The following is an 18518-nucleotide window of genomic DNA, read 5'->3' on the forward strand; positions in this document are numbered from 1 at the left end:
TTGCAATGTAGGTTTAGCCCGGGGTTAGAAGCCCGGAGCAAGCGCTTGCCGCAAAGTTGGGTTGATTGCGTTCGAGGCCGCGACGGCTACTTAGGGACTAGGCAAGCGATCGGCAAAGGCTGTGTCGTTGTCCCCCATGCGCTCGCCCAAATCGTCGCAATTTCTCATTTGTCCACAAGCTCTTGCATAAAACAACGCTAGACCCGTGCCAGACGGCCTGGATAACGTCGGAAGCTCGCTTCAGCTCGGACCATTTCACGATTATGGGGCACCTCCGATGTCGGGCCGAATGGTCCGATAGCTCGTCACCACGCCGCCTTCTCCTGCCTCGAACGGATATCGGCGATCCACTTTTCCAGTGCGTCGATTTCGACCTCAATTAGCGGTGGCGCGGGCAGCCTGGGATTGATCTCACCGGGCTGACTGTGAAGGAGCGCCGAGCAACGCCCAAACGCCTCCCGCATGGCGGAGCAATCGGCATCCGTGAGGACGGTAAGTTTGATGAGGCCCGTCGTGTCCACCTTGCGGGATAGGCGGCGGATCACAGGCCCTACAACCTCCTCGACAGCGCGCTCCCAAGTCGTGCGAAGTTGATCCTGAAAGGACGTTACTTCGCGCAGCCATTTCGCCTGGTCGCCGCGTTCATTATGGATTTTCACGTGGCCGAGATGCGCCCTCATTCCGCCGATTACCTTGTCGAGCGGCATGACGTTGGCCGGCGGGTCCTGATGACAATGACCCGCATTTTCCGTCCCGCGACTGATCAAGCGGTACGCCACGGGCGTTGCGTCACGATCTTTGGTCGCCCGGCAGGCTTCATCGAGAAGAAGCAAGAACGCCATGTCGTGGGTGAAGACGATGACCTGGCGCGTCTGCCCGGCCTCGGCCAATCGAGCGGCGACCCTGTCGCGATGCAAATGGTCGAGCGAGGAGACGGGATCGTCGAACACGATCGCTGACTGCGCATCGATGGTCGACAGCTCCGCGAGAAATGCGGCCAGCGCGACGCAACGGTGTTCGCCTTCGCTGAGGACCTTGCCGACCGGTTCGTTCGGCTTGTTGATCAGCCGGACCTGGAAGAAGGGGACGCCGGCTGTGGCTTTTGCCTGCTGAAGTTCGATGGCGAGGCCCGCGACGCCGAGCTTGTCTACCTCGATCGCGAACCTCCCTCGCAAGCGGTTGGTGACGAGAGCTTGCGCGATACGGGCGCTCTGGGTCGTGATCTTGTTTGTGGTCGTGTCCTTGCTGACGTTCTCGATCGCCTCAATGGCCTTGAGGCGCTCTATTTGGGCAAGCACGTCGGATTTCACCACGCCGAGCCACTTGCGGTCAGCAAGGCTGTCACGCTCGGCGATGAGCGCGGCGCGCTGCGGTGAACTGGCTTCCGACTGCAGGCCTTCGATACGCGTCGCGATGCCGCTGAGGACGGTGCGAAGTGGATCAAGCGCGATGGTCGCTGCTGGCGGTAGAGCCGGCTGGGTCGCGAGGCTGTGGGTCCGCAGAATGGCACGCAGGCGCCAAGCGAGATTGAGGATCTCGCGGCGAAGGGTGTTCGCGACTTCATCCTGGCCAACATCATCGCGGATCGTCGCAACGATCGCGACGAGGTCCTTCATCGAGAGGGCTTGCGACGAGACCTCTTCGAGCTTCTTTTCATAGGCGTCAACGGCTTCTTGTTCACGGCGCTTGCTCTCGTCCTGCACAAAAGTTTCGAAGCTGCTGAGCCGCTTCGAGGCTTCCTCAGTGAGCGGCTGCTGGCAAAGGACGCAATGGGCGCCAATCTCGGTTACAGGGAACGGGCGGTCGGGAAAGGCGGAGGCGCGCGAATAATCCCGGGCCGCCTCCCACAGGGCCTTCCAGACGTTGGAGCCGATGTCGGGCAGAGGTTCATCGGCGAACAGATTCGCGGAGGCGGCTGCGGCGGCAGAGCGCGAAGTTGCAAGTTGCGTGTGGGCCGCGCGTAGCGCTGCCTGGCTTTCGTCCGTAGCGGCGGCCGTCAGCCGCTCGAGTTGCTTGATCGCGGAACTGATACGAATGTCCTGGTTCTGGAGCTGGCGAACCGTGCGCGCAGGGTCGCTGGCAAGGTCGGTATTTAGCGTTTGAAGTCGGGTCGCTTCTTCTGCCGTCAGACCCGCGAGCTTTTCGACGGTTTCCCGGTTTGATTTGCCTGAGAGACTGGCGACCAATTTGCCGACCGGCGTGTCCATGTTGCATTCGGGTTTCGATAGGATCACGGGCGTTTGATCTTGGAGTGCCTTTATCTCAGCAGTCAGCTTCGCCTTCACATCCTGGCATGCCTGCGCGAGACCGGCGAGGATTCGGAGTGGCAGTGGTGTGTAGGCGAGATCGTTGGTGTTCTCGACGTGGACGTTAGCCGTGCGCGAATCGAAAACGCTGACAGCTGATAGCATTGAGTCAGGCGCGTTTCCTTGTGTCCATGATGCGCTTCGCTTTTGTCCGCCGATGAAAAAGTCGACGCTGGCAGCTGGGATGCCGGAGCCAGCCGCGTAGATGTTCGGTAGAATTGCGTCGCTTTTCGGCGAGCGGGCTCGGCAGAGTTGCTTGAGGACGCGCGCGTAGCCGGATTTGCCAGCGCCATTGTCGCCGTAGATCACGGTCAGGCCTGTTTTGCCGAACGAGAGGCGTTCGCCCGGCGCCAGCGCGTTGACATGAGACAGGCTATGAAGCGCGCCGAGGCTAACGACGGCGTGACTGGCTGCAGGGTCCCTCACGTGACTGGCATCGAGCGGGGCGGCCGCCGCGTCGCCCTTGCAGATCGCGACAAGCGCTGTGATGTCGGCTGCCTCCAGCTTGGTCTGGCTGCAAAGGCGACGTAGTGCGTCCCGTTGCCAGCCCGGGAGATCGGTCGACCATTTCAGGATATCGGCGAGCGCCGCCGCCTCATTCGAAAGATCGTTCTCCTGCGCTTCCACTGTTTCGCCCTTGTTCATGCCGCGTCTGGTGTTGCCGGTTGTTTCCCATGGTGTCCTATATTCTGCGTCCGCTGGTTCAGGCGCTGCCGATGATGCGTCGCTCCTGACCGAGTGGGACGATCCAGCCGCCGGCGCGGTCAGGTCGCGGAAATTCATCCGGATGAGTGATTTGGGTAAGGCGGGTTCGCACAGTCTGCGGCTCCGCATCAATGGCGGCGCGGATGAGATCGCGCTCGATCCCAACGAAGACCGGCCGAAGGTTGAGGCGGGCGAGTGCTTCCTGCTCGGCGGGCGCTGCCTCGACGTCAGTGATCGGCCCCGCGCGCGTGACGATCCCGCCGATCAGGCCGTCTATGGCAGTCGCCTTCTCCACTTCCCTAACCGGAGCGGCGTCCAGTAGCGTCCGGGCGCGCCCGAGGTCGTCTTGTAGCCTGCGCGCGAATGGCTGGTGCGTGATGCGGTAGAGCGCGTCAGCTAGCTCGGCGTGACCGAGCGGCTTTATCAAATTGGCGATGTGCAGGCGCAGAAGTCCGATGAATAGCTTATCTCTCTCTTGAGGATTGATAGGCTCGCCTTCATCGATCGGATCGCGAACCGAGAGGTGGGCTTCGGTCGGGCCTGACGCGGCCATGCCCCAGCGTGTTGCGATCGCAATGCGCTTCAACGTGACCTTGCGACCTTGTGCGGTGACGTCGATCCGTCCGGCTTGTGTCCACGCGCGGTTCAGCGCTTTCGCCGGTCCTCCGGCATCATGACAACCTTTCGCCTCGGCCACCGTCAGAGAGGACAAGTCGGCGGCGCAGGCGATCCAGTCGGGCAGATCGCCACGCGACAGGCGCGTGACCTTAATTTGCCGTCGGCAATCGAGATTGATCGTGCGGCTGCCGAGATGGGCGAAGATGGAGAGATTGAAGTAGCGCTCCAAATAGGCGCGAGCGACGAAGCGTCCGAACAGGCCGGACAGGGCGACTTTGACTTCGCGCGCCTGTCCAAGCGGCTCCCTGAAGATGAACGGCGTTCCCGTGCCGGTCGGTGCGAGCAATGCGTCGAGGATTGACCACGCGCCATACGCCGCGCCGGGCGTTTGCAGCACTTCCCGAATTCCGGCATCCTCGATGTCTGAGACTTCAAGGTCGACGGTGGTGCCGGTGATAGGGCTCGCTGTCGCTGGCTCGAAACTATGCAGAAATGTCCTCGTCATAGCGTCAGCGCTCGTTTGAGATCGTCATGTTCGAAGGCGCTGGCCATTCGGGCTATCTCGGCCGTGCGTGAGCCGACAGCCTTGGCCGTATCGCGCCAGGTCGAGGTCACCGTCGCGACGTCTTTGATGATTGCGCGGGCCTGCGTCAGCGTGAGCGCGAAATAATCCGCTGCCTTCTCCAGAAGATCGAGCGAGCAGGTGCCCTCGTCGAGATCGATGTTCGTCGTGAGCACGCGCGCCTTGAGATCTGTCGGTACCGGATTTAGGTCGTAAGCAGGCGAGAGCGACCATCCAGCCTTGCCGAGCCAGAGGAAACCGTGGTTGCGCAGATGATCGTCGATGTTGGAGATCAGCACATTGAAGACAACCCGCCTGTAGAGCGCGTGGGCGTCCGTCTTTCCCTGCGCGCCATGCCGGGCGAGGGCGTCGACGATCTCAGGGTAGCTGCCACGGTCGCCATCCTTGGCGCCCATCATCGCCATGGCCGACAGGAAGGGGGTACGTATCGCGCCATCGCGATCGAAGCGTCGCGATAGCATCACCGCCTTACCGGCGACTTCGACCAGTTGGTGTTTTGGGGTGGCGATGCCGGCTTGGTCGGCCAGCCGCAGCGCGATCTCTTCCCAAGTTTCGATGCTGTAGTCGTCGGTCTCCTTCGGAAACTTGGCGATGGAGAGATGGCCATGTTGATCGATGACCGACGCCTTCGGCCGCGCCCCGCCGAGAGAGGAGCCAGGCGCGAAGATGAGCTGAAGATCTTCGTCTGTTTCCTCGTCCCGAAGAATCCGCTCGGTGATCTGAAGTAGACGGCCAAGTTCGATCAGGGCCGGCACGCCGGTCGTGATCGGCGCTTGGAAGGTCTTATCGCCAACCCAACGAAACCGTAGCGCACCGAGCCGCGTTTCATCTGCAACCCCGAGCAGGTAGTCGCTTTCCGCCAAGTTCCGAACAGCGCGGTTCCCGCGTTCGGCAAGGCGACGTTCGGCGCGCTGCATTAAGCGACGGCCCCAGGTGTCAGGAGCCGAGTCGCCGATTGAGCCGAAGGTTTGCAGACCGGCGGGAGGAGCGAAGGCGCCGCGCGTCAGTGCAAGTGCCGGCTCGAGCGAAAAGCGGTCCGGATCCTCCAGCCATGCACGGTCGTACTCGAAGAGAATGGTCTCCGTGCCGCGGACGCGATTGCTCCTTGCCAATCCGATCGGGCGCGTGCTGCCGTACAGATCGATGTGGACCTCGAAGTCAGCCATCGCGGGACGATCCTGTTGGCCGCTTGAGATGAACGTGCTTGGGCAGATCGGCACTGGCCAGCGCCTGTCCAACGCTGTCATTGCCGATGTCGGCGACTTGGCCCAGCCCTTCAAGCAAACCGAGGGCTTGAAGGACGCTCGCATAGATGCCGATGCTGACATTGGTGTCGCCAGCTTCGACCTTTTGCAGGGTCGAGCGGGAGGTGAAAGCGCGCTCCGCCACGACCGCCATCGGCAGTTTGCGGCGGCGGCGGGCATCGTTGATATCCGCCCCGAGCTTGCGCAGGACGCGGCGCACAGCCGCTGAAGGGGTATGGGGAGTAGGCATTGCCACCCTCGCACTACAGATAAGCCGAATATGTAGCACGAAGATTACATTTTTCTAGCCCCGATTATGGGCGCTCCAGGACTGATTGGTGGTGGAACCACGCGGTTTCGCGAGCAGCTCGATCCGAAGTGTGAATCCTGCTATAGACAACTGACGGTACTTTCGGGGAGGCCTCCGCAGCGACGCGGGGCAGCCAAAAACTGGGCCTCAAGGCCGATTGACCTCGATAGATGTCGAAACCTCCAAAATATTTTTACCCGGAGTTCTCCCAACAAAATCAAAAGCGTAGCATTTTGACGGCCTTGCAGTCGGCAATTGACCGTCAGAAGGAGCCGATATCATCAATTTGTCAAAGGCTTATGGCTAATTTAAACAATCGAGTGGGAGTAGGGGAATAGGACACCGTGGAGGGCATTGGAGCGAGATAGCGTAGAAAAAGATCACGGGGCCAACCTACCTCAGGCGGACGCTAGCGCTGACAAGCTAAATGCAAATCACACCGCTGTCAGGCCGCCATCCAGGATGAGATTGCTCCCCGTCGCGAATTCGGCCTCGTCGCTCAGCATGAAGAGCGCCGCCTGGGCGATTTCCCCCGCCGTCGCATATCGACCCATAGGATACCTTGCCAGACGGCGTGACCGCGCTTCGGGGGATTCGTCGCCGCCAAGCAGGCGCAGGCCCATCTCCGTCGATGCTATAGTCCCGGGCGAAATCGAGTTGATCCGAATCCCGAAGGACGCATAGTCGACGGCCATCTGGCGGGTCAAACTGAGGACAGCGCCCTTCGACGCGCAATAGGGGGCCATGTTGCGGATGCCGACCAGGCCGGCGATCGACGCGACGTTGAGTATCACGCCGCGACGCCGTTCGAGCATGCCGGGCAGCACCGCTTTGGAAGCCAGGACGACCCCAGAGACATTCACATTCATGATCCGCCGCCAGGACTCTGCGTCGGCGTCGTGCACGGAGCCGAGTTCGGCGACGCCGGCATTGTTGACCAATCCGTCGATGTCTCCCAACGCCTCTCCAACCTGCCTCACCGCATTCGATATCGCGTCCCAGTTCGAAACGTCCGCTTCCAGCCCGATCGATCTCGCCCCATCCGCCTTCAACGACCGCGCGGCCTCCTCAGCGGAAGAGCCTTCGATGTCGATGACGCCGACGGCGGCGCCTTCGCTCGCCAGCAATTGCGAAATCGCGCGGCCGAGGCCGCCGGCGCCGCCCGTCACGATGATCGTCTTTCCTGAAACGCGTCCGGTCATCTGCGCGTCGCTACATGCTTGTGAGGTTTCTCTGGCCCGCTCGGAGCCGCGCCAGTTGAATGAAATAGGTCGCGTTCAGGAACAGCTCGTCCAGATCGCCGAGTTCATCGATCGTCAGGCCGCGTTTGACGAGCGCATTCAGATATTGAAACGCATCCTTCGCGCCGTAGCCGACATGGTGAGCGCCGATCACCCGTCGGGTGTCGCCGTCCAGGATCAGTTTCTGGAAACCGGACATGTGCGGGCGCGCCATTGCGTAGAGCATCGTGCGATCGCCCGCCGGCAGCCCCACATTCAGACCGTCGGGCGTGTCCGGCGGCAATTTAAGAACGACGACATTGCTGTAACGCGCCCGCGCGGCCTCCTCGCCCAGACCAAGCCAGCTGACTTCATAATGCGTATGCAGAAAGTCGGGCCAGTCGGCCGCACGATACTTCACCGCCTCGCCCATGATAGAACGGGCGGCGGAGGCGCCGCTCTTGCGCGCCTTGAACATTTCCATGGGCGCCTCGATGTGGTCGCCGACCGCATAGACGCCGGGGACCGACGTCCTCAGCGCGTCGTCTACGACGATCGCGCCTTTTGCGTCGACCTCGACGCTCAGCGTCTCGACCGCCATGTTCGAGCGCGGCCGCTCCCCGAGCGCGTGGAAGACGAAGTCCGTCTCGATTTCGAGACGCTCCGTTGACGTCTCCGCAGTCACGCGGGCGGCGCGGCCCTCGGCGTCTCCGATTATCTCGACGACATGCGCCCCCTCGACAATTTCGACGCCTTGCTCTCGCATGCGATCAAGCGCGTAGGCGCGCGTCTCGCCGTCGGCGATCATGTCGAGCGGGCGATGGCGCACGAGCATGACGACACGGCGGCCGGTTGCGTGGAAGAAGCAGCCATATTCCACAGCCGTTTTGCCGCCGCCGATTACGACGATCGCCGGTCCAGGCTCCTTGTCGAGCGTCTCGACAATGCTCGCATAAGTGTGCACGCCGGCAAGGTCTGCGCCCGGCGCATCCAATGGGGCCGCCTCGGCGCCGCAGGCGAGCACGAGGGCGCGCGCGCGGAAAATTTCGCCCGCCGCTTCCACCGCGCCTGCATCGAGAATGCGCGCGGGCGCGTTCAGCACGAATTCAATATCGAGCCGCTCCTTGCTTTGATAATTCATCACGGCGTGCGGGCCTGTACGACCTTTGCAGAAGAGATCGACCACTTCCTTGATGCTTACGATCTTTCCCCGAAGGTCCGGGAACCAGAGTTCCCCGCCGAAACTGCGCGCGAGCATCAGTTCCGCCGCGCAGTCAGAAAACAGATGATGCGGCACGCAGGCGTTGTGTGGACACGAGCCGCCCAAGAAGGGCCAGCGATCGACGATCAGAGGACGTCCGCCCATTGCGCGCATATAGGCCGCGCCAAACCGGCCTTCGGCGCCGCCGCCGATGAAGATGGCGTCGAATGGACGTTCGTCACCCGCGTCGATGTTACGGATCGGACCGACGTCCTGCGGATGCGCAAGCGCGTTTTCGATCTTCTCCGCCCATTGCGAGATGGATAGAAAGTTGCGACGAGACGTCATCCGGACGACTCCATGCGTTAATCCGCCGAAAGATCGAGTCGACTGAGCAGGACGGCGACCTCCGCCTGGCGCGCGCACCCCGTCTTTTCCATCACAGCTCTCAGCTGGGAGCGCACGGTGTTGCGCGAAACGTCGCCCTCGGCGGCGAGTTCGTCGAGCGTTGCGCCAGCGGCCAGACCCTGGGCGATGCGCGCCTCGCGCGAACTCAATCCGAAGGCGGCCTGTATCAGGCTGATAGGCGGCGCTTTTGGCGGGCTGACGGGAGCAAGCGTGATCATCGCCGCGCCGTCTCCAAAAACGTCGCGCGCCATGCCCCGTATCGGGATGACATGCACGACCATGAGATCATCCGAGTCCGGAATGCGGGCGGGGAAGGACTGCTTGTTCACAGCCGTGCCTCCGGCAAGCTCCTTCAGCGCCTTCTTGAGCAATGCTTCGGCAGTCTTGTCTTTGAGCCCAATCCGGTCTGTCGCCAGCCAGCGCACGACTCGCGCTTGCGTTTCGACGAGATCGTTGGCCGCGAGTACGCGTCCGCTGAAATCTAGAACGAGCGCCGGCATGCCAAGCAGCGACAGCGATTCGGTCGCAGCGCGCGCACGCTCCAAGCGCAGACGGCTCGCCACCATCGCGCTGCGACGGAGATGGGGGTGCAACTCATTCAGCCGATCGAGCGTGGACCGCTCAACCGGACCCCGCGCATTTTCCCGGTCCAGACTGAGGATGACGTCCTTACCCATGCCAATGGGAAGCCGGGTCGCCGCAGCCCAGCCGAAGCCGCGCGGCCAGAGAAACGCCCTGTAGATTGGGTCCCGTTCCATCTCCTCCTGAGAGAAAAGGTCCTTATCGCCGACGAAACCCTTTACTTGCAGCCCGCAAATCCGTTCGCGCCTCTTGGTGCGTTCGGACCATCTGCCGTCGATGTAGTCATTGACGAGGTCGAGCGCGCGATCGGAGGCCTTCCAGCGAAGCCCTTCCGGACCCGGCATATAAAGCGCTCCGCTGCGGGCGTCGGCCAGATCCGCCAATCGATGCAGAACCTTGCTCCAGAGCTCCGGAACAAAGGCGCTTTCCTCTATCAGCTCGAGCAGATCTTCATTCATAGGGGTCAGCAAAGGCGGGTCAGAGACGCTTCACTACACTCCAGAAAATCGAAGCGGTCAAAAGAAGCCCGACTAGGGTCTGTACCCGATTGAACTGAACGTCGCGCCGTGATTCAAGCTCTTCAGGAGGGCTTGATTCGTGGCGGACAATTTTTGGCTCAGCGATGAGCAATGGGCGGCGATCGAGCCGCATCTTCCGATGGTCCACACCGGGCCCAAGCGCCAGGACGATCGCCGCATCATCAGCGGCATCGTCCATCGGCTGCGCGAGGGCTGCCGATGGCGCGCGCTTCCCGACGAGTATGGGCCGTATACGACGGTCTTCAACCGATACAATCGCTGGAGCCAGCGGGGCCTGTGGCAACGCATATTCTCGGCGCTCGTCGCAAGCGGCGACCCGCCAGCGCTCACCATGATCGACAGTTCGGCGGTCAAGGCGCATCGCTCGGCGAGCGGCGCCAGAAAAGGGGGGCGCAAAATCAAGCCATCGGCCGCTCGCGCGGCGGGCGCACGACGAAAATCCACGCGCTCGTCGACGAAGAAGGACGACCGCACGCCTTCCTGCTGACGGGCGGACGCGTCGCCGACGTCACGGGCGCGGCGACACTGCTCGCCGCGACCGCGCCGAGCGAACAAATGATCGGCGACAAGGGCTACGACGCGGATCATTTGCGCCTCTTCCTGCAAGCACGCGGCACGACGCCGGTCATTCCCAATAAAGTCAACCGCAAGCGCCTCTTTCCGTTCGACGCGGAACTTTACCGCCTGCGCAACGTCATCGAGCGGACGTTCTGCCGGTTGAAGGACTTTCGAGCCATCGCCACACGTTACGACAAAACCGCTCGAAACTTCCTCGCCGGCCTGTGCCTCGTTGCCGCCCTCCGCTATTGGATCAATTGAGTCCAGACCCTAACTCTTCTTCCACCTAGCAGCAGCAGCTAAGCTGGCAATCTCCGATCGCTGCGCTGGCGTAAGAGCTTTGGCCCGCGCAGGGCCGCCAACAACGCCAGCCTTCTTGGCTCTCTCAGCCTTTGGCGTCTCAACTACGGCCGGGGGTTCACACGTGGCAGCGTCGACGACAAACTTGGCGAGCTGATTGGGGTCACGGGGGCGTTTCGGCTGTTTCGTCATGACTCTAGTGTGGGTATGCTTGGCGCGGCGTCAACCCCGCCGATTTTCAAACTGACCCACTACCGCCAACCGAGATCTGGCCGGCGATCATCGCCGCCGTCACGGATCTCAATGGCGAGCTTACCGGCGCACATCGCACCTGGCTGGACCCTGACGGCTTCGGCGAAGCGACCTTAGGCAAGGCGCCAGTGGAGACACCGAGACGGGCGATGGGCAATCTCCTCGGGTCTGCCGTGCGCTTCGGACTGCCGGGCTCGGTGATGGCGGCCGGCGAAGGCGTCGAGACCATGCTGTCGCTACACTGCGTCCTGCCGACTATGCCAATGGCAGCCGCGCTATCGGCGTCGCATCTCGCTGCTATCCAGCTCCCCGACACACTGCACCGGCTGTATGTCGCGCGTGATGACGATCCCGCCGGCGATGCAGGTCGTGTCCCCCGTGATGGTGTAGCTGGATGGGAGCAAGCCGCTCGCGACGCGCGCTTTTGATAGCGCCGTAGCGAGCGAGCGGCTTGCGGTGGTCATCGACGATTCGCCGGTAGGATCGGGTTGCGAACGCCAACGCAACCGAGGAACCGCCGATGACCGATGAGATGATGAACCTGCGCGCGCTTGTGGAGAAGGCCCCCGACGCGGATATTTTGCGCGAGATGATCGGCTTCGCCGCCGAGCGGCTGATGGAGATCGAGATCGGCGCCCTGACCGGGGCCGGCTATGGCGAGAAAAGCGCCGAGCGCCTCGCCCAGCGCAACGGCTACCGCGAGCGGACCTGGGAGACGCGCGCCGGCGCCGTGGAGCTGCGCATCCCCAAACTGCGCAAGGGCAGCTATTTTCCGGGCTTTCTGGAGCCGCGCCGGATGGCCGAGAAGGCGCTGACCGCCGTCATTCAGGAAGCCTATATCCAGGGCGTCTCGACGCGCGCGGTAGACGATCTCGTGAAGGCCATGGGCATGAGCGGCGTCTCGAAGAGCCAGGTCAGCCGCTTGTGCGAAGAAATCGACGAGCGTGTGAAAGCGTTCCTCGAGCGGCCGATCGAAGGCGACTGGCCGTATCTGTGGATCGACGCAACCTATGTGAAGGCGCGGCAAAACGGCCGCGTCGTCTCTCTGGCGGCGATCATCGCCGTGGGCGTCAACGCCGATGGGCGCCGCGAAGTGCTGGGCATGGATATCGGCCCGTCGGAAGCCGAGACCTTCTGGACCGAGTTCCTGCGCAAGCTCCGTCGCCGAGGACTGCGCGGGGTCAAGCTCGTCGTCTCCGACGCGCATGAGGGGCTGAAGGCCGCGGTCGCCAAGGTTCTGCAATCGACCTGGCAGCGTTGCCGCGTCCACTTCATGCGCAACGCGCTCGCTCATGCCGGCAAGAGCGGCAGGCGCGTCGTCTCCGCCTTCATCGCCACCGCCTTCGCACAGGACGACGCCGAGGCCGCCAAGGGACAATGGCGCAAGGTCGCCGATCAGTTGCGGCCCAAGCTGCCGAAACTCGCGACCTTCATGGACGACGCGGAAGCGGACGTGCTCGCCTATATGAGCTTCCCGGCGGCGCACCGCGCCAAACTGCACAGCACAAACCCGATCGAGCGCCTGAACGGCGAGATCAAGCGACGAACCGAGGTGGTCGGCATCTTCCCCAACGAGGCCGCCATCATCCGCCTCGTCGGCGCGATCCTGCTCGAACAGAACGACGAATGGGCCGTCCAGCGAAGTCGCTACATGACGCTGGAAACAATCGCGCCCTTGAGCGATGATCCCATCGTCGGGCTGCCCGCCGTGGCCGCCTGACCAACCCGGCTTGCCGGCGAGCGTCGTGATCACGCCAACCAGCTACGCCACGCCAAGGGACACGATCGCATTTGATGCCCGCCCGCGGCGTTTCTTGCTGGAAACGTTTTTCCGCGCTTCAATGAGGCCGAGGCGCGCGCGCCTCGGATGCCGGAGACTTCGAGGTCTCGATATGGCGGGGCGACTGGCTTCAATGAGGCCGAGGCGCGCGCGCCTCGGATGTTCCGGCCGCTTCTCCGGGAGTTGTTGTTTATGTCTTGCTTCAATGAGGCCGAGGCGCGCGCGCCTCGGATGCCTCCGTCATAGCGCGAAGACGGGCGCCCGCTCCGGTGCTTCAATGAGGCCGAGGCGCGCGCGCCTCGGATGCTGCGCGTGGATCGAAGACCTCCGCTGCGCGTCGTTGCTTCAATGAGGCCGAGGCGCGCGCGCCTCGGATGCATCCTCGTTTTCCGCGAGCTCCATCTCGATCGCCGGATGCTTCAATGAGGCCGAGGCGCGCGCGCCTCGGATGCGCGGGGTTCCCCGCATCGTCTACGCCATCGCAAAGACGCTTCAATGAGGCCGAGGCGCGCGCGCCTCGGATGCAACTTCCTCTTGCGCGTCGCCTACGTCGCTTGTCTGAGCTTCAATGAGGCCGAGGCGCGCGCGCCTCGGATGCCATCAATCGCCTGCTCATCAACGTCCCCCCCGGCTCGTCGCTTCAATGAGGCCGAGGCGCGCGCGCCTCGGATGCCTACCGAACCAAGATTGTTGCCGCCGCCGTCTACAACGCTTCAATGAGGCCGAGGCGCGCGCGCCTCGGATGCCACGAACCTCCCGACGATGACGGGCGTCTGCCCGTCGGCTTCAATGAGGCCGAGGCGCGCGCGCCTCGGATGCGAGGCCGTGATGCTCAACGCGCCCTGGTATCGCGCGCTTCAATGAGGCCGAGGCGCGCGCGCCTCGGATGCTTCGCGTCCCAGGCGTGAACGGTTACGCAGCGATCCGCTTCAATGAGGCCGAGGCGCGCGCGCCTCGGATGCTCAGAGACATGGGAGGACTTCGAGGCGCGCATATGGCGGCTTCAATGAGGCCGAGGCGCGCGCGCCTCGGATGCCACAGACAGGCGCCGCCTCTACCGCGCTCGCGGCGGCGTCGCTTCAATGAGGCCGAGGCGCGCGCGCCTCGGATGCATGTCGAAGCTCGCCTCGCGGCGGCCCATGTAGAGCTGCTTCAATGAGGCCGAGGCGCGCGCGCCTCGGATGCCCTATGCGCCGGGGATGCTGTTTGTCGTCATTCCGGCGCTTCAATGAGGCCGAGGCGCGCGCGCCTCGGATGCGAAGAGTTCGGCGTGAGGCTCTTGGTCAGCGACGTCCCGCTTCAATGAGGCCGAGGCGCGCGCGCCTCGGATGCGCACGATCAGCGACACCTTACGGTCCAGATAGTCGATGCTTCAATGAGGCCGAGGCGCGCGCGCCTCGGATGCGCGAACATTCAGGCGATTCAATTCATCGTTGATAGCCGCTTCAATGAGGCCGAGGCGCGCGCGCCTCGGATGCATTTCCGCCGAGCGCCTTGTGGAGGTCTTCGCCGCAATGCTTCAATGAGGCCGAGGCGCGCGCGCCTCGGATGCACGCTCTTCACGTTTTTTATGATGTTCCTCGCAACGATGCTTCAATGAGGCCGAGGCGCGCGCGCCTCGGATGCCCGCGCAAGCGACAGCGATGACGACCGCGATCGCGCCGCTTCAATGAGGCCGAGGCGCGCGCGCCTCGGATGCGCCTTCACGGCGGAGTTCCGCTCGCTCGCGCACCGCCTGCTTCAATGAGGCCGAGGCGCGCGCGCCTCGGATGCCCTGCGTCAAGTTTTATAGCATCAAGGCTCAGCGAGCTTCAATGAGGCCGAGGCGCGCGCGCCTCGGATGCAACCATCGTCCACCTCGATCTCATCCACACACAGGTGGCTTCAATGAGGCCGAGGCGCGCGCGCCTCGGATGCAGCCCGACCCCGCAAGATGCGAGCCAATGACGGAATAGCTTCAATGAGGCCGAGGCGCGCGCGCCTCGGATGCGCTGGCCCTCCGCTACGCCGCCGCCGTCGTCGCGCCAGCTTCAATGAGGCCGAGGCGCGCGCGCCTCGGATGCGATCGAGATGTGGCGGGCTCGCGCCGCGCTCGCGCAGATGCTTCAATGAGGCCGAGGCGCGCGCGCCTCGGATGCCACTCGACCCTAAGGAAATTGCACGGGTCCGCGCCGGGCTTCAATGAGGCCGAGGCGCGCGCGCCTCGGATGCGCGGCGGAGCCCATTACGCATAGACCGCGCACCGATCGCGCTTCAATGAGGCCGAGGCGCGCGCGCCTCGGATGCGGCGGTCGACGAGAACAAGACGAAGGTTGCGTCCCTGCTTCAATGAGGCCGAGGCGCGCGCGCCTCGGATGCCCCTCGGACCTTTGACATATGACCGTCCGCTGCATGATGCTTCAATGAGGCCGAGGCGCGCGCGCCTCGGATGCCTGTGTGTGGATGAGATCGAGGTGGACGATGGTTTCGCTTCAATGAGGCCGAGGCGCGCGCGCCTCGGATGCTGGCGATGATGGCGAGGCCCGCGACGACGGCGACGCCGCTTCAATGAGGCCGAGGCGCGCGCGCCTCGGATGCTCGCGACGACTTCAACGAGTTGTCGAGCGTCATCAAGCTTCAATGAGGCCGAGGCGCGCGCGCCTCGGATGCATCGCCGCCGGCGTTGCAAGGATCAGCCCGAGGTCGGGCTTCAATGAGGCCGAGGCGCGCGCGCCTCGGATGCGTCCACCGGCCGGCGTATTATCTGGAGAATGCGCCTGCTTCAATGAGGCCGAGGCGCGCGCGCCTCGGATGCGCCTTCACGGCGGAGTTCCGCTCGCTCGCGCACCGCCTGCTTCAATGAGGCCGAGGCGCGCGCGCCTCGGATGCCCGCATCGCGAAGCACATGGGAATCGTCGCCTTTGACCGCTTCAATGAGGCCGAGGCGCGCGCGCCTCGGATGCCATCTCGAGAAACGTCGGGGTCGACGGCGTTGTCCCGGCTTCAATGAGGCCGAGGCGCGCGCGCCTCGGATGCACGGCCAGCGTCGCGGCGGCGCTGCTCGGCGTGCATGCTTCAATGAGGCCGAGGCGCGCGCGCCTCGGATGCGCGGAGATCCGGCGAGCAAGAGCGCTTCATGGTCAAAGCTTCAATGAGGCCGAGGCGCGCGCGCCTCGGATGCGCGTTGCGGGCGTCAATTTATCGACTGCGGCCACGCTGCTTCAATGAGGCCGAGGCGCGCGCGCCTCGGATGCCCGAACGAACTGAACGAAAACCCGATCATCGTCGCACAGCTTCAATGAGGCCGAGGCGCGCGCGCCTCGGATGCAAGATCAGCCCGCGATGACCGAGGGCGCGATGTGGAAAGCTTCAATGAGGCCGAGGCGCGCGCGCCTCGGATGCCTATGACGACGTGAAGATCACGACCTACGGTCTGGAGCTTCAATGAGGCCGAGGCGCGCGCGCCTCGGATGCAGGAACGCCTCGACCTGCATCACTCTGGCGCCATCGGGCTTCAATGAGGCCGAGGCGCGCGCGCCTCGGATGCGAAGGGGCTGGAAAAGTTCCAGGATTTGGATGAATAAGCTTCAATGAGGCCGAGGCGCGCGCGCCTCGGATGCCCCCCACCCTACAAGCCGTTGGACACCCACGCAATCTCGCTGCGTTTTCGACCGGTAACGCCCAAGGATGAGCGAAGCGTGCCGGATTCCGCGCGCGATCATATTGACCATGTCAAACAGCCCACGATTTCAACAACCTAGCAGGATTCGAGCGGGTATGGAGGTCCGCGCAGCGCATCGCCGCTCGAAAGCACCCGGCAGCGGCGGAACGCCTTCGCTCAAGCCCGCCCTCCCCTTTTTCGGAATCCCGAGTGATTTTATCAGATTCCGCTAAATGACAGTAGCTCGGCGTTCCATTTTCGAGAATGTCTTGCCGATGCTCTCCATAGCCAGCTCGATTTCGTCCGCCGCCCCAACATCGATCAGAAGTACGTGGTCCTCACCGTTCTTTATGAGCTCGCGCAGCCGCGTCTCGAGCTCGGCGCGCCGCCGCCGCGTAAGCCGGCACTGGAAAACGGAAAGCTGCAGCCACTCGCCATATCCATGCATGGCCTTGAACACGCGCCGCCAGCGTTTCGGATTCGAAATATCGTAGGTGACGATAAACAGGCGTTCGTCCGTCATCGGGCTTGCTCAGCGCGGTAGAAAATGCGGGTAGCTCGACAGCTCGCCCAGCAGGAAGCGGGAGAGCAGCCGCGCCTGCACCAGCAGCATGCGACGCATGCTCACCTGGTAGCCGAAGACAGGATGCGTCGTCTCTTGCGACAGCCGGCGCTCGAACGCTTCGACAAAGCGGCGGCGCCCCGCTTGGGTGAGCGCCGTGCCCGTGACTGCCACCACGAAATCGTTCGGCCCGACTTCGCCAGTGTTGACCGCCGACAGCACGACGGAATCGGCGATGATGGCGCGGAACGGCTCCATGAGATCGAGCGCCAACGCCGGGCGCCCATAGCGTGGCGCGTGGTAGAAGCCACGATAGGGATCGAGACCGACCGAGGCGAGCGCAATCGTCAGGTGCCGGCTCAGCATCGCATAGGCGAGCGACAGCATGGCGTTGACCGGATCCGCCGGCGGCCGACGATTGCGCGCCTCGAAGCGGAACGCCGCGAGTTCGCCCGTTCCTTGCTTTTCCTCGGGCGATTTCAACAGACTTGCGAAAGCACGGAAATAGACGGACGCAGCGTCTCCTTCGATGCCGAGCAACTGCGTCAACGTCGTCGCAGCGTCGGCGGACTTGCGCGCGGCCGAGAGCCGGTCGAGAACCGCCTTCCGCTCCTCCGCAGCCCCGCGCCAGTTGCGGCGAAGGATGGTGCGCTGGTTCGCGATCTTGGCCGCGACCAGGTCCTTTGCGAATCGCAGACACGCGGCCTCGTCGAAGCTCATGCGATATTGTGCCGTGCGGACCTCGACATTGCGATGGCCGACGCCGTGGGCCACGCCGCGAAACCAGCCGCTGTGACTGTGGAACGTGACCGGGATCTCGCGCTCGAGCAGCGCCGCGAGCGCCGGGGTGGTGATCGACACATTGCCGAACAGCGCCACATCCGAAATGTCGATGAGGCGCACTTGCGTCTCGCCCTTCTCCTCATCAGTGATCTTGAGTGTCTCGCCCTCCTTGCCGATCCGCGCACGCTGGGACTGCACGATGAGCGGGAGAGCCTCGTCGGGCGGAACGGCGATCGTGCGCGGCGCGAGCGATGAGCCTGAAAGGGCGCGCACTTCGTCCGGCAGACACACCGTCACGAGCGCGCAACGAGGGCATTTTGGGCTGTCCTTGAGCGGCGGCGGAATGCGGCTTTGCGAGACCGTGAGGCGCAGCTCGCTGACCGCCGTTCGCGCCGCCATGCGCAGCGCATCGTCGAGCGCAATGCGCACGCGCTCGCGGCTCTCGGCGTAGTAGATAACGCCTTCCTCGACGCGGTAGCCGTGCTCTTCGAGCAGCAGCGCCTGAAGGCAGATCTGAATGCGCTCCGGCTCGTAAGCGCCCTGGGCCACATGCGGGCGTTTGCCGCGCTTGTAATCGACGGGCGTGACGACGCCGTCCTCCGCCTCGGCGATGTCGAGTTTGGCGATGACGCCGAGCGTCGTGGAGGAGAGCATGAGCGAGCGGCTGACGATCTTGTCGGCCTCCGGCGCCTCATCGCCTTCGAGGGCCTGCGGCGCCGGCAGGGGCGCATTGGGCCTGTCGACGCGCGCGTGAACACGGTGGCCTTCTACCGTATCGCCCGTCTCCGCCCATTCGCCTTGCGTCCACATCAGGTAGGCGAGCCGCGGGCAATACACGAACTCGTTCACCATCCGCGCGGGAATGAGCGGGGTGTCGCCGCTGACCGGCGGCGCGGGAAGGTGAAATTCGAGCTGGGAGTCGGTCAT

11 protein-coding genes, 1 pseudogene and 1 CRISPR repeat array are annotated in these 18518 nt (G+C 63.7%); of the genes and pseudogenes, 3 read left to right on the forward strand and 9 right to left on the reverse strand.

The features are described from left to right. Window positions 1-305: 305 nt before the first annotated feature. The 7 genes from ACV959_RS07155 to ACV959_RS07185 all read right to left on the reverse strand — a co-directional run bounded on the left by ACV959_RS07155 (window position 306) and on the right by ACV959_RS07185 (window position 9635). Window positions 306-2951 carry an AAA family ATPase gene (locus ACV959_RS07155; RefSeq protein WP_475739194.1) on the reverse strand — a complete coding sequence of 882 codons (2646 nt, stop codon included), beginning with the start codon at window positions 2949-2951 and terminating at the stop codon, window positions 306-308. A gap of 58 nt (window positions 2952-3009) precedes the next feature. After that, on the reverse strand, window positions 3010-4134 hold the full coding sequence (locus ACV959_RS07160) for a hypothetical protein (RefSeq protein WP_475739195.1): 1125 nt from the start codon (window positions 4132-4134) through the stop codon (window positions 3010-3012). Then, window positions 4131-5378: a type II toxin-antitoxin system HipA family toxin gene (locus ACV959_RS07165; RefSeq protein WP_475739196.1), complete on the reverse strand. Its 1248-nt coding sequence runs from the start codon at window positions 5376-5378 to the stop codon at window positions 4131-4133. The genes ACV959_RS07160 and ACV959_RS07165 overlap by 4 nt, the downstream gene beginning before the upstream one ends. Further along, a complete protein-coding gene (locus ACV959_RS07170) occupies window positions 5371-5706 on the reverse strand; it encodes a helix-turn-helix domain-containing protein (protein ID WP_475739197.1) in 336 nt (111 codons plus the stop codon). The genes ACV959_RS07165 and ACV959_RS07170 overlap by 8 nt, the downstream gene beginning before the upstream one ends. Window positions 5707-6200: 494 nt before the next feature. Beyond that, a complete protein-coding gene (locus ACV959_RS07175) occupies window positions 6201-6968 on the reverse strand; it encodes an SDR family NAD(P)-dependent oxidoreductase (protein ID WP_475739198.1) in 768 nt (255 codons plus the stop codon). 10 nt (window positions 6969-6978) lie between these two features. Further along, window positions 6979-8535 (reverse strand): FAD-dependent oxidoreductase, encoded by a 1557-nt coding sequence (locus tag ACV959_RS07180; protein WP_475739199.1) that lies wholly within the window; start codon window positions 8533-8535, stop codon window positions 6979-6981. 17 nt (window positions 8536-8552) lie between these two features. After that, window positions 8553-9635, reverse strand: coding sequence for a helix-turn-helix transcriptional regulator (locus ACV959_RS07185; protein WP_475739200.1), 1083 nt, complete (start codon window positions 9633-9635; stop codon window positions 8553-8555). Window positions 9636-9834: 199 nt separating this feature from the next. On the opposite strand from ACV959_RS07185, the gene ACV959_RS07190 reads away from it, so the two are divergent. The 3 genes and pseudogenes from ACV959_RS07190 (at window position 9835) to ACV959_RS07200 (ending at window position 12546) form a co-directional block, all read left to right on the forward strand. Further along, a protein-coding gene (locus tag ACV959_RS07190) for an IS5 family transposase (protein ID WP_475739612.1) occupies window positions 9835-10535 on the forward strand; the annotation gives its coding sequence in 2 pieces (ribosomal slippage) (window positions 9835-10095 and window positions 10098-10535; 699 coding nt in all). Window positions 10536-10825: 290 nt separating this feature from the next. Continuing rightward, window positions 10826-11188 (forward strand): annotated as a pseudogene (locus tag ACV959_RS07195) (DUF7146 domain-containing protein); the annotation flags it as partial. A gap of 158 nt (window positions 11189-11346) precedes the next feature. After that, a complete protein-coding gene (locus ACV959_RS07200; RefSeq protein WP_475739201.1) occupies window positions 11347-12546 on the forward strand; it encodes an IS256 family transposase in 1200 nt (399 codons plus the stop codon). A 115-nt stretch (window positions 12547-12661) separates the two neighbouring features. Continuing rightward, window positions 12662-16205: direct repeats of the CRISPR family, unit length 36 nt; unit sequence GCTTCAATGAGGCCGAGGCGCGCGCGCCTCGGATGC. 270 nt (window positions 16206-16475) lie between these two features. Here ACV959_RS07200 and cas2 read toward each other — a convergent pair. Both cas2 and cas4g/cas1g read right to left on the reverse strand, forming a co-directional pair. Then, window positions 16476-16769, reverse strand: a complete 294-nt coding sequence (gene cas2, locus ACV959_RS07205) for a CRISPR-associated endonuclease Cas2 (protein ID WP_475739202.1) — start codon at window positions 16767-16769, stop codon at window positions 16476-16478. A gap of 9 nt (window positions 16770-16778) precedes the next feature. Beyond that, on the reverse strand, window positions 16779-18518 hold the full coding sequence (gene cas4g/cas1g, locus ACV959_RS07210) for a CRISPR-associated endonuclease Cas4g/Cas1g (protein ID WP_475739203.1): 1740 nt from the start codon (window positions 18516-18518) through the stop codon (window positions 16779-16781).

The organism is Methylocystis sp. Se48 (genome assembly GCF_056269425.1).

Excerpts from the sequence above, each read along its gene's own strand:
- cas2 (WP_475739202.1), bottom strand. The coding sequence starts at position 16,769 with ATGACGGACGAACGCCTGTTTATCGTCACCTACGATATTTCGAATCCG.
- ACV959_RS07155 (WP_475739194.1), bottom strand. The coding sequence starts at position 2,951 with ATGAACAAGGGCGAAACAGTGGAAGCGCAGGAGAACGATCTTTCGAAT.
- ACV959_RS07160 (WP_475739195.1), bottom strand. The coding sequence starts at position 4,134 with ATGACGAGGACATTTCTGCATAGTTTCGAGCCAGCGACAGCGAGCCCT.
- ACV959_RS07170 (WP_475739197.1), bottom strand. The coding sequence starts at position 5,706 with ATGCCTACTCCCCATACCCCTTCAGCGGCTGTGCGCCGCGTCCTGCGC.
- ACV959_RS07165 (WP_475739196.1), bottom strand. The coding sequence starts at position 5,378 with ATGGCTGACTTCGAGGTCCACATCGATCTGTACGGCAGCACGCGCCCG.
- cas4g/cas1g (WP_475739203.1), bottom strand. The coding sequence starts at position 18,518 with ATGACCGACTCCCAGCTCGAATTTCACCTTCCCGCGCCGCCGGTCAGC.
- ACV959_RS07200 (WP_475739201.1), top strand. The coding sequence starts at position 11,347 with ATGACCGATGAGATGATGAACCTGCGCGCGCTTGTGGAGAAGGCCCCC.
- ACV959_RS07175 (WP_475739198.1), bottom strand. The coding sequence starts at position 6,968 with ATGACCGGACGCGTTTCAGGAAAGACGATCATCGTGACGGGCGGCGCC.
- ACV959_RS07180 (WP_475739199.1), bottom strand. The coding sequence starts at position 8,535 with ATGACGTCTCGTCGCAACTTTCTATCCATCTCGCAATGGGCGGAGAAG.
- ACV959_RS07185 (WP_475739200.1), bottom strand. The coding sequence starts at position 9,635 with ATGAATGAAGATCTGCTCGAGCTGATAGAGGAAAGCGCCTTTGTTCCG.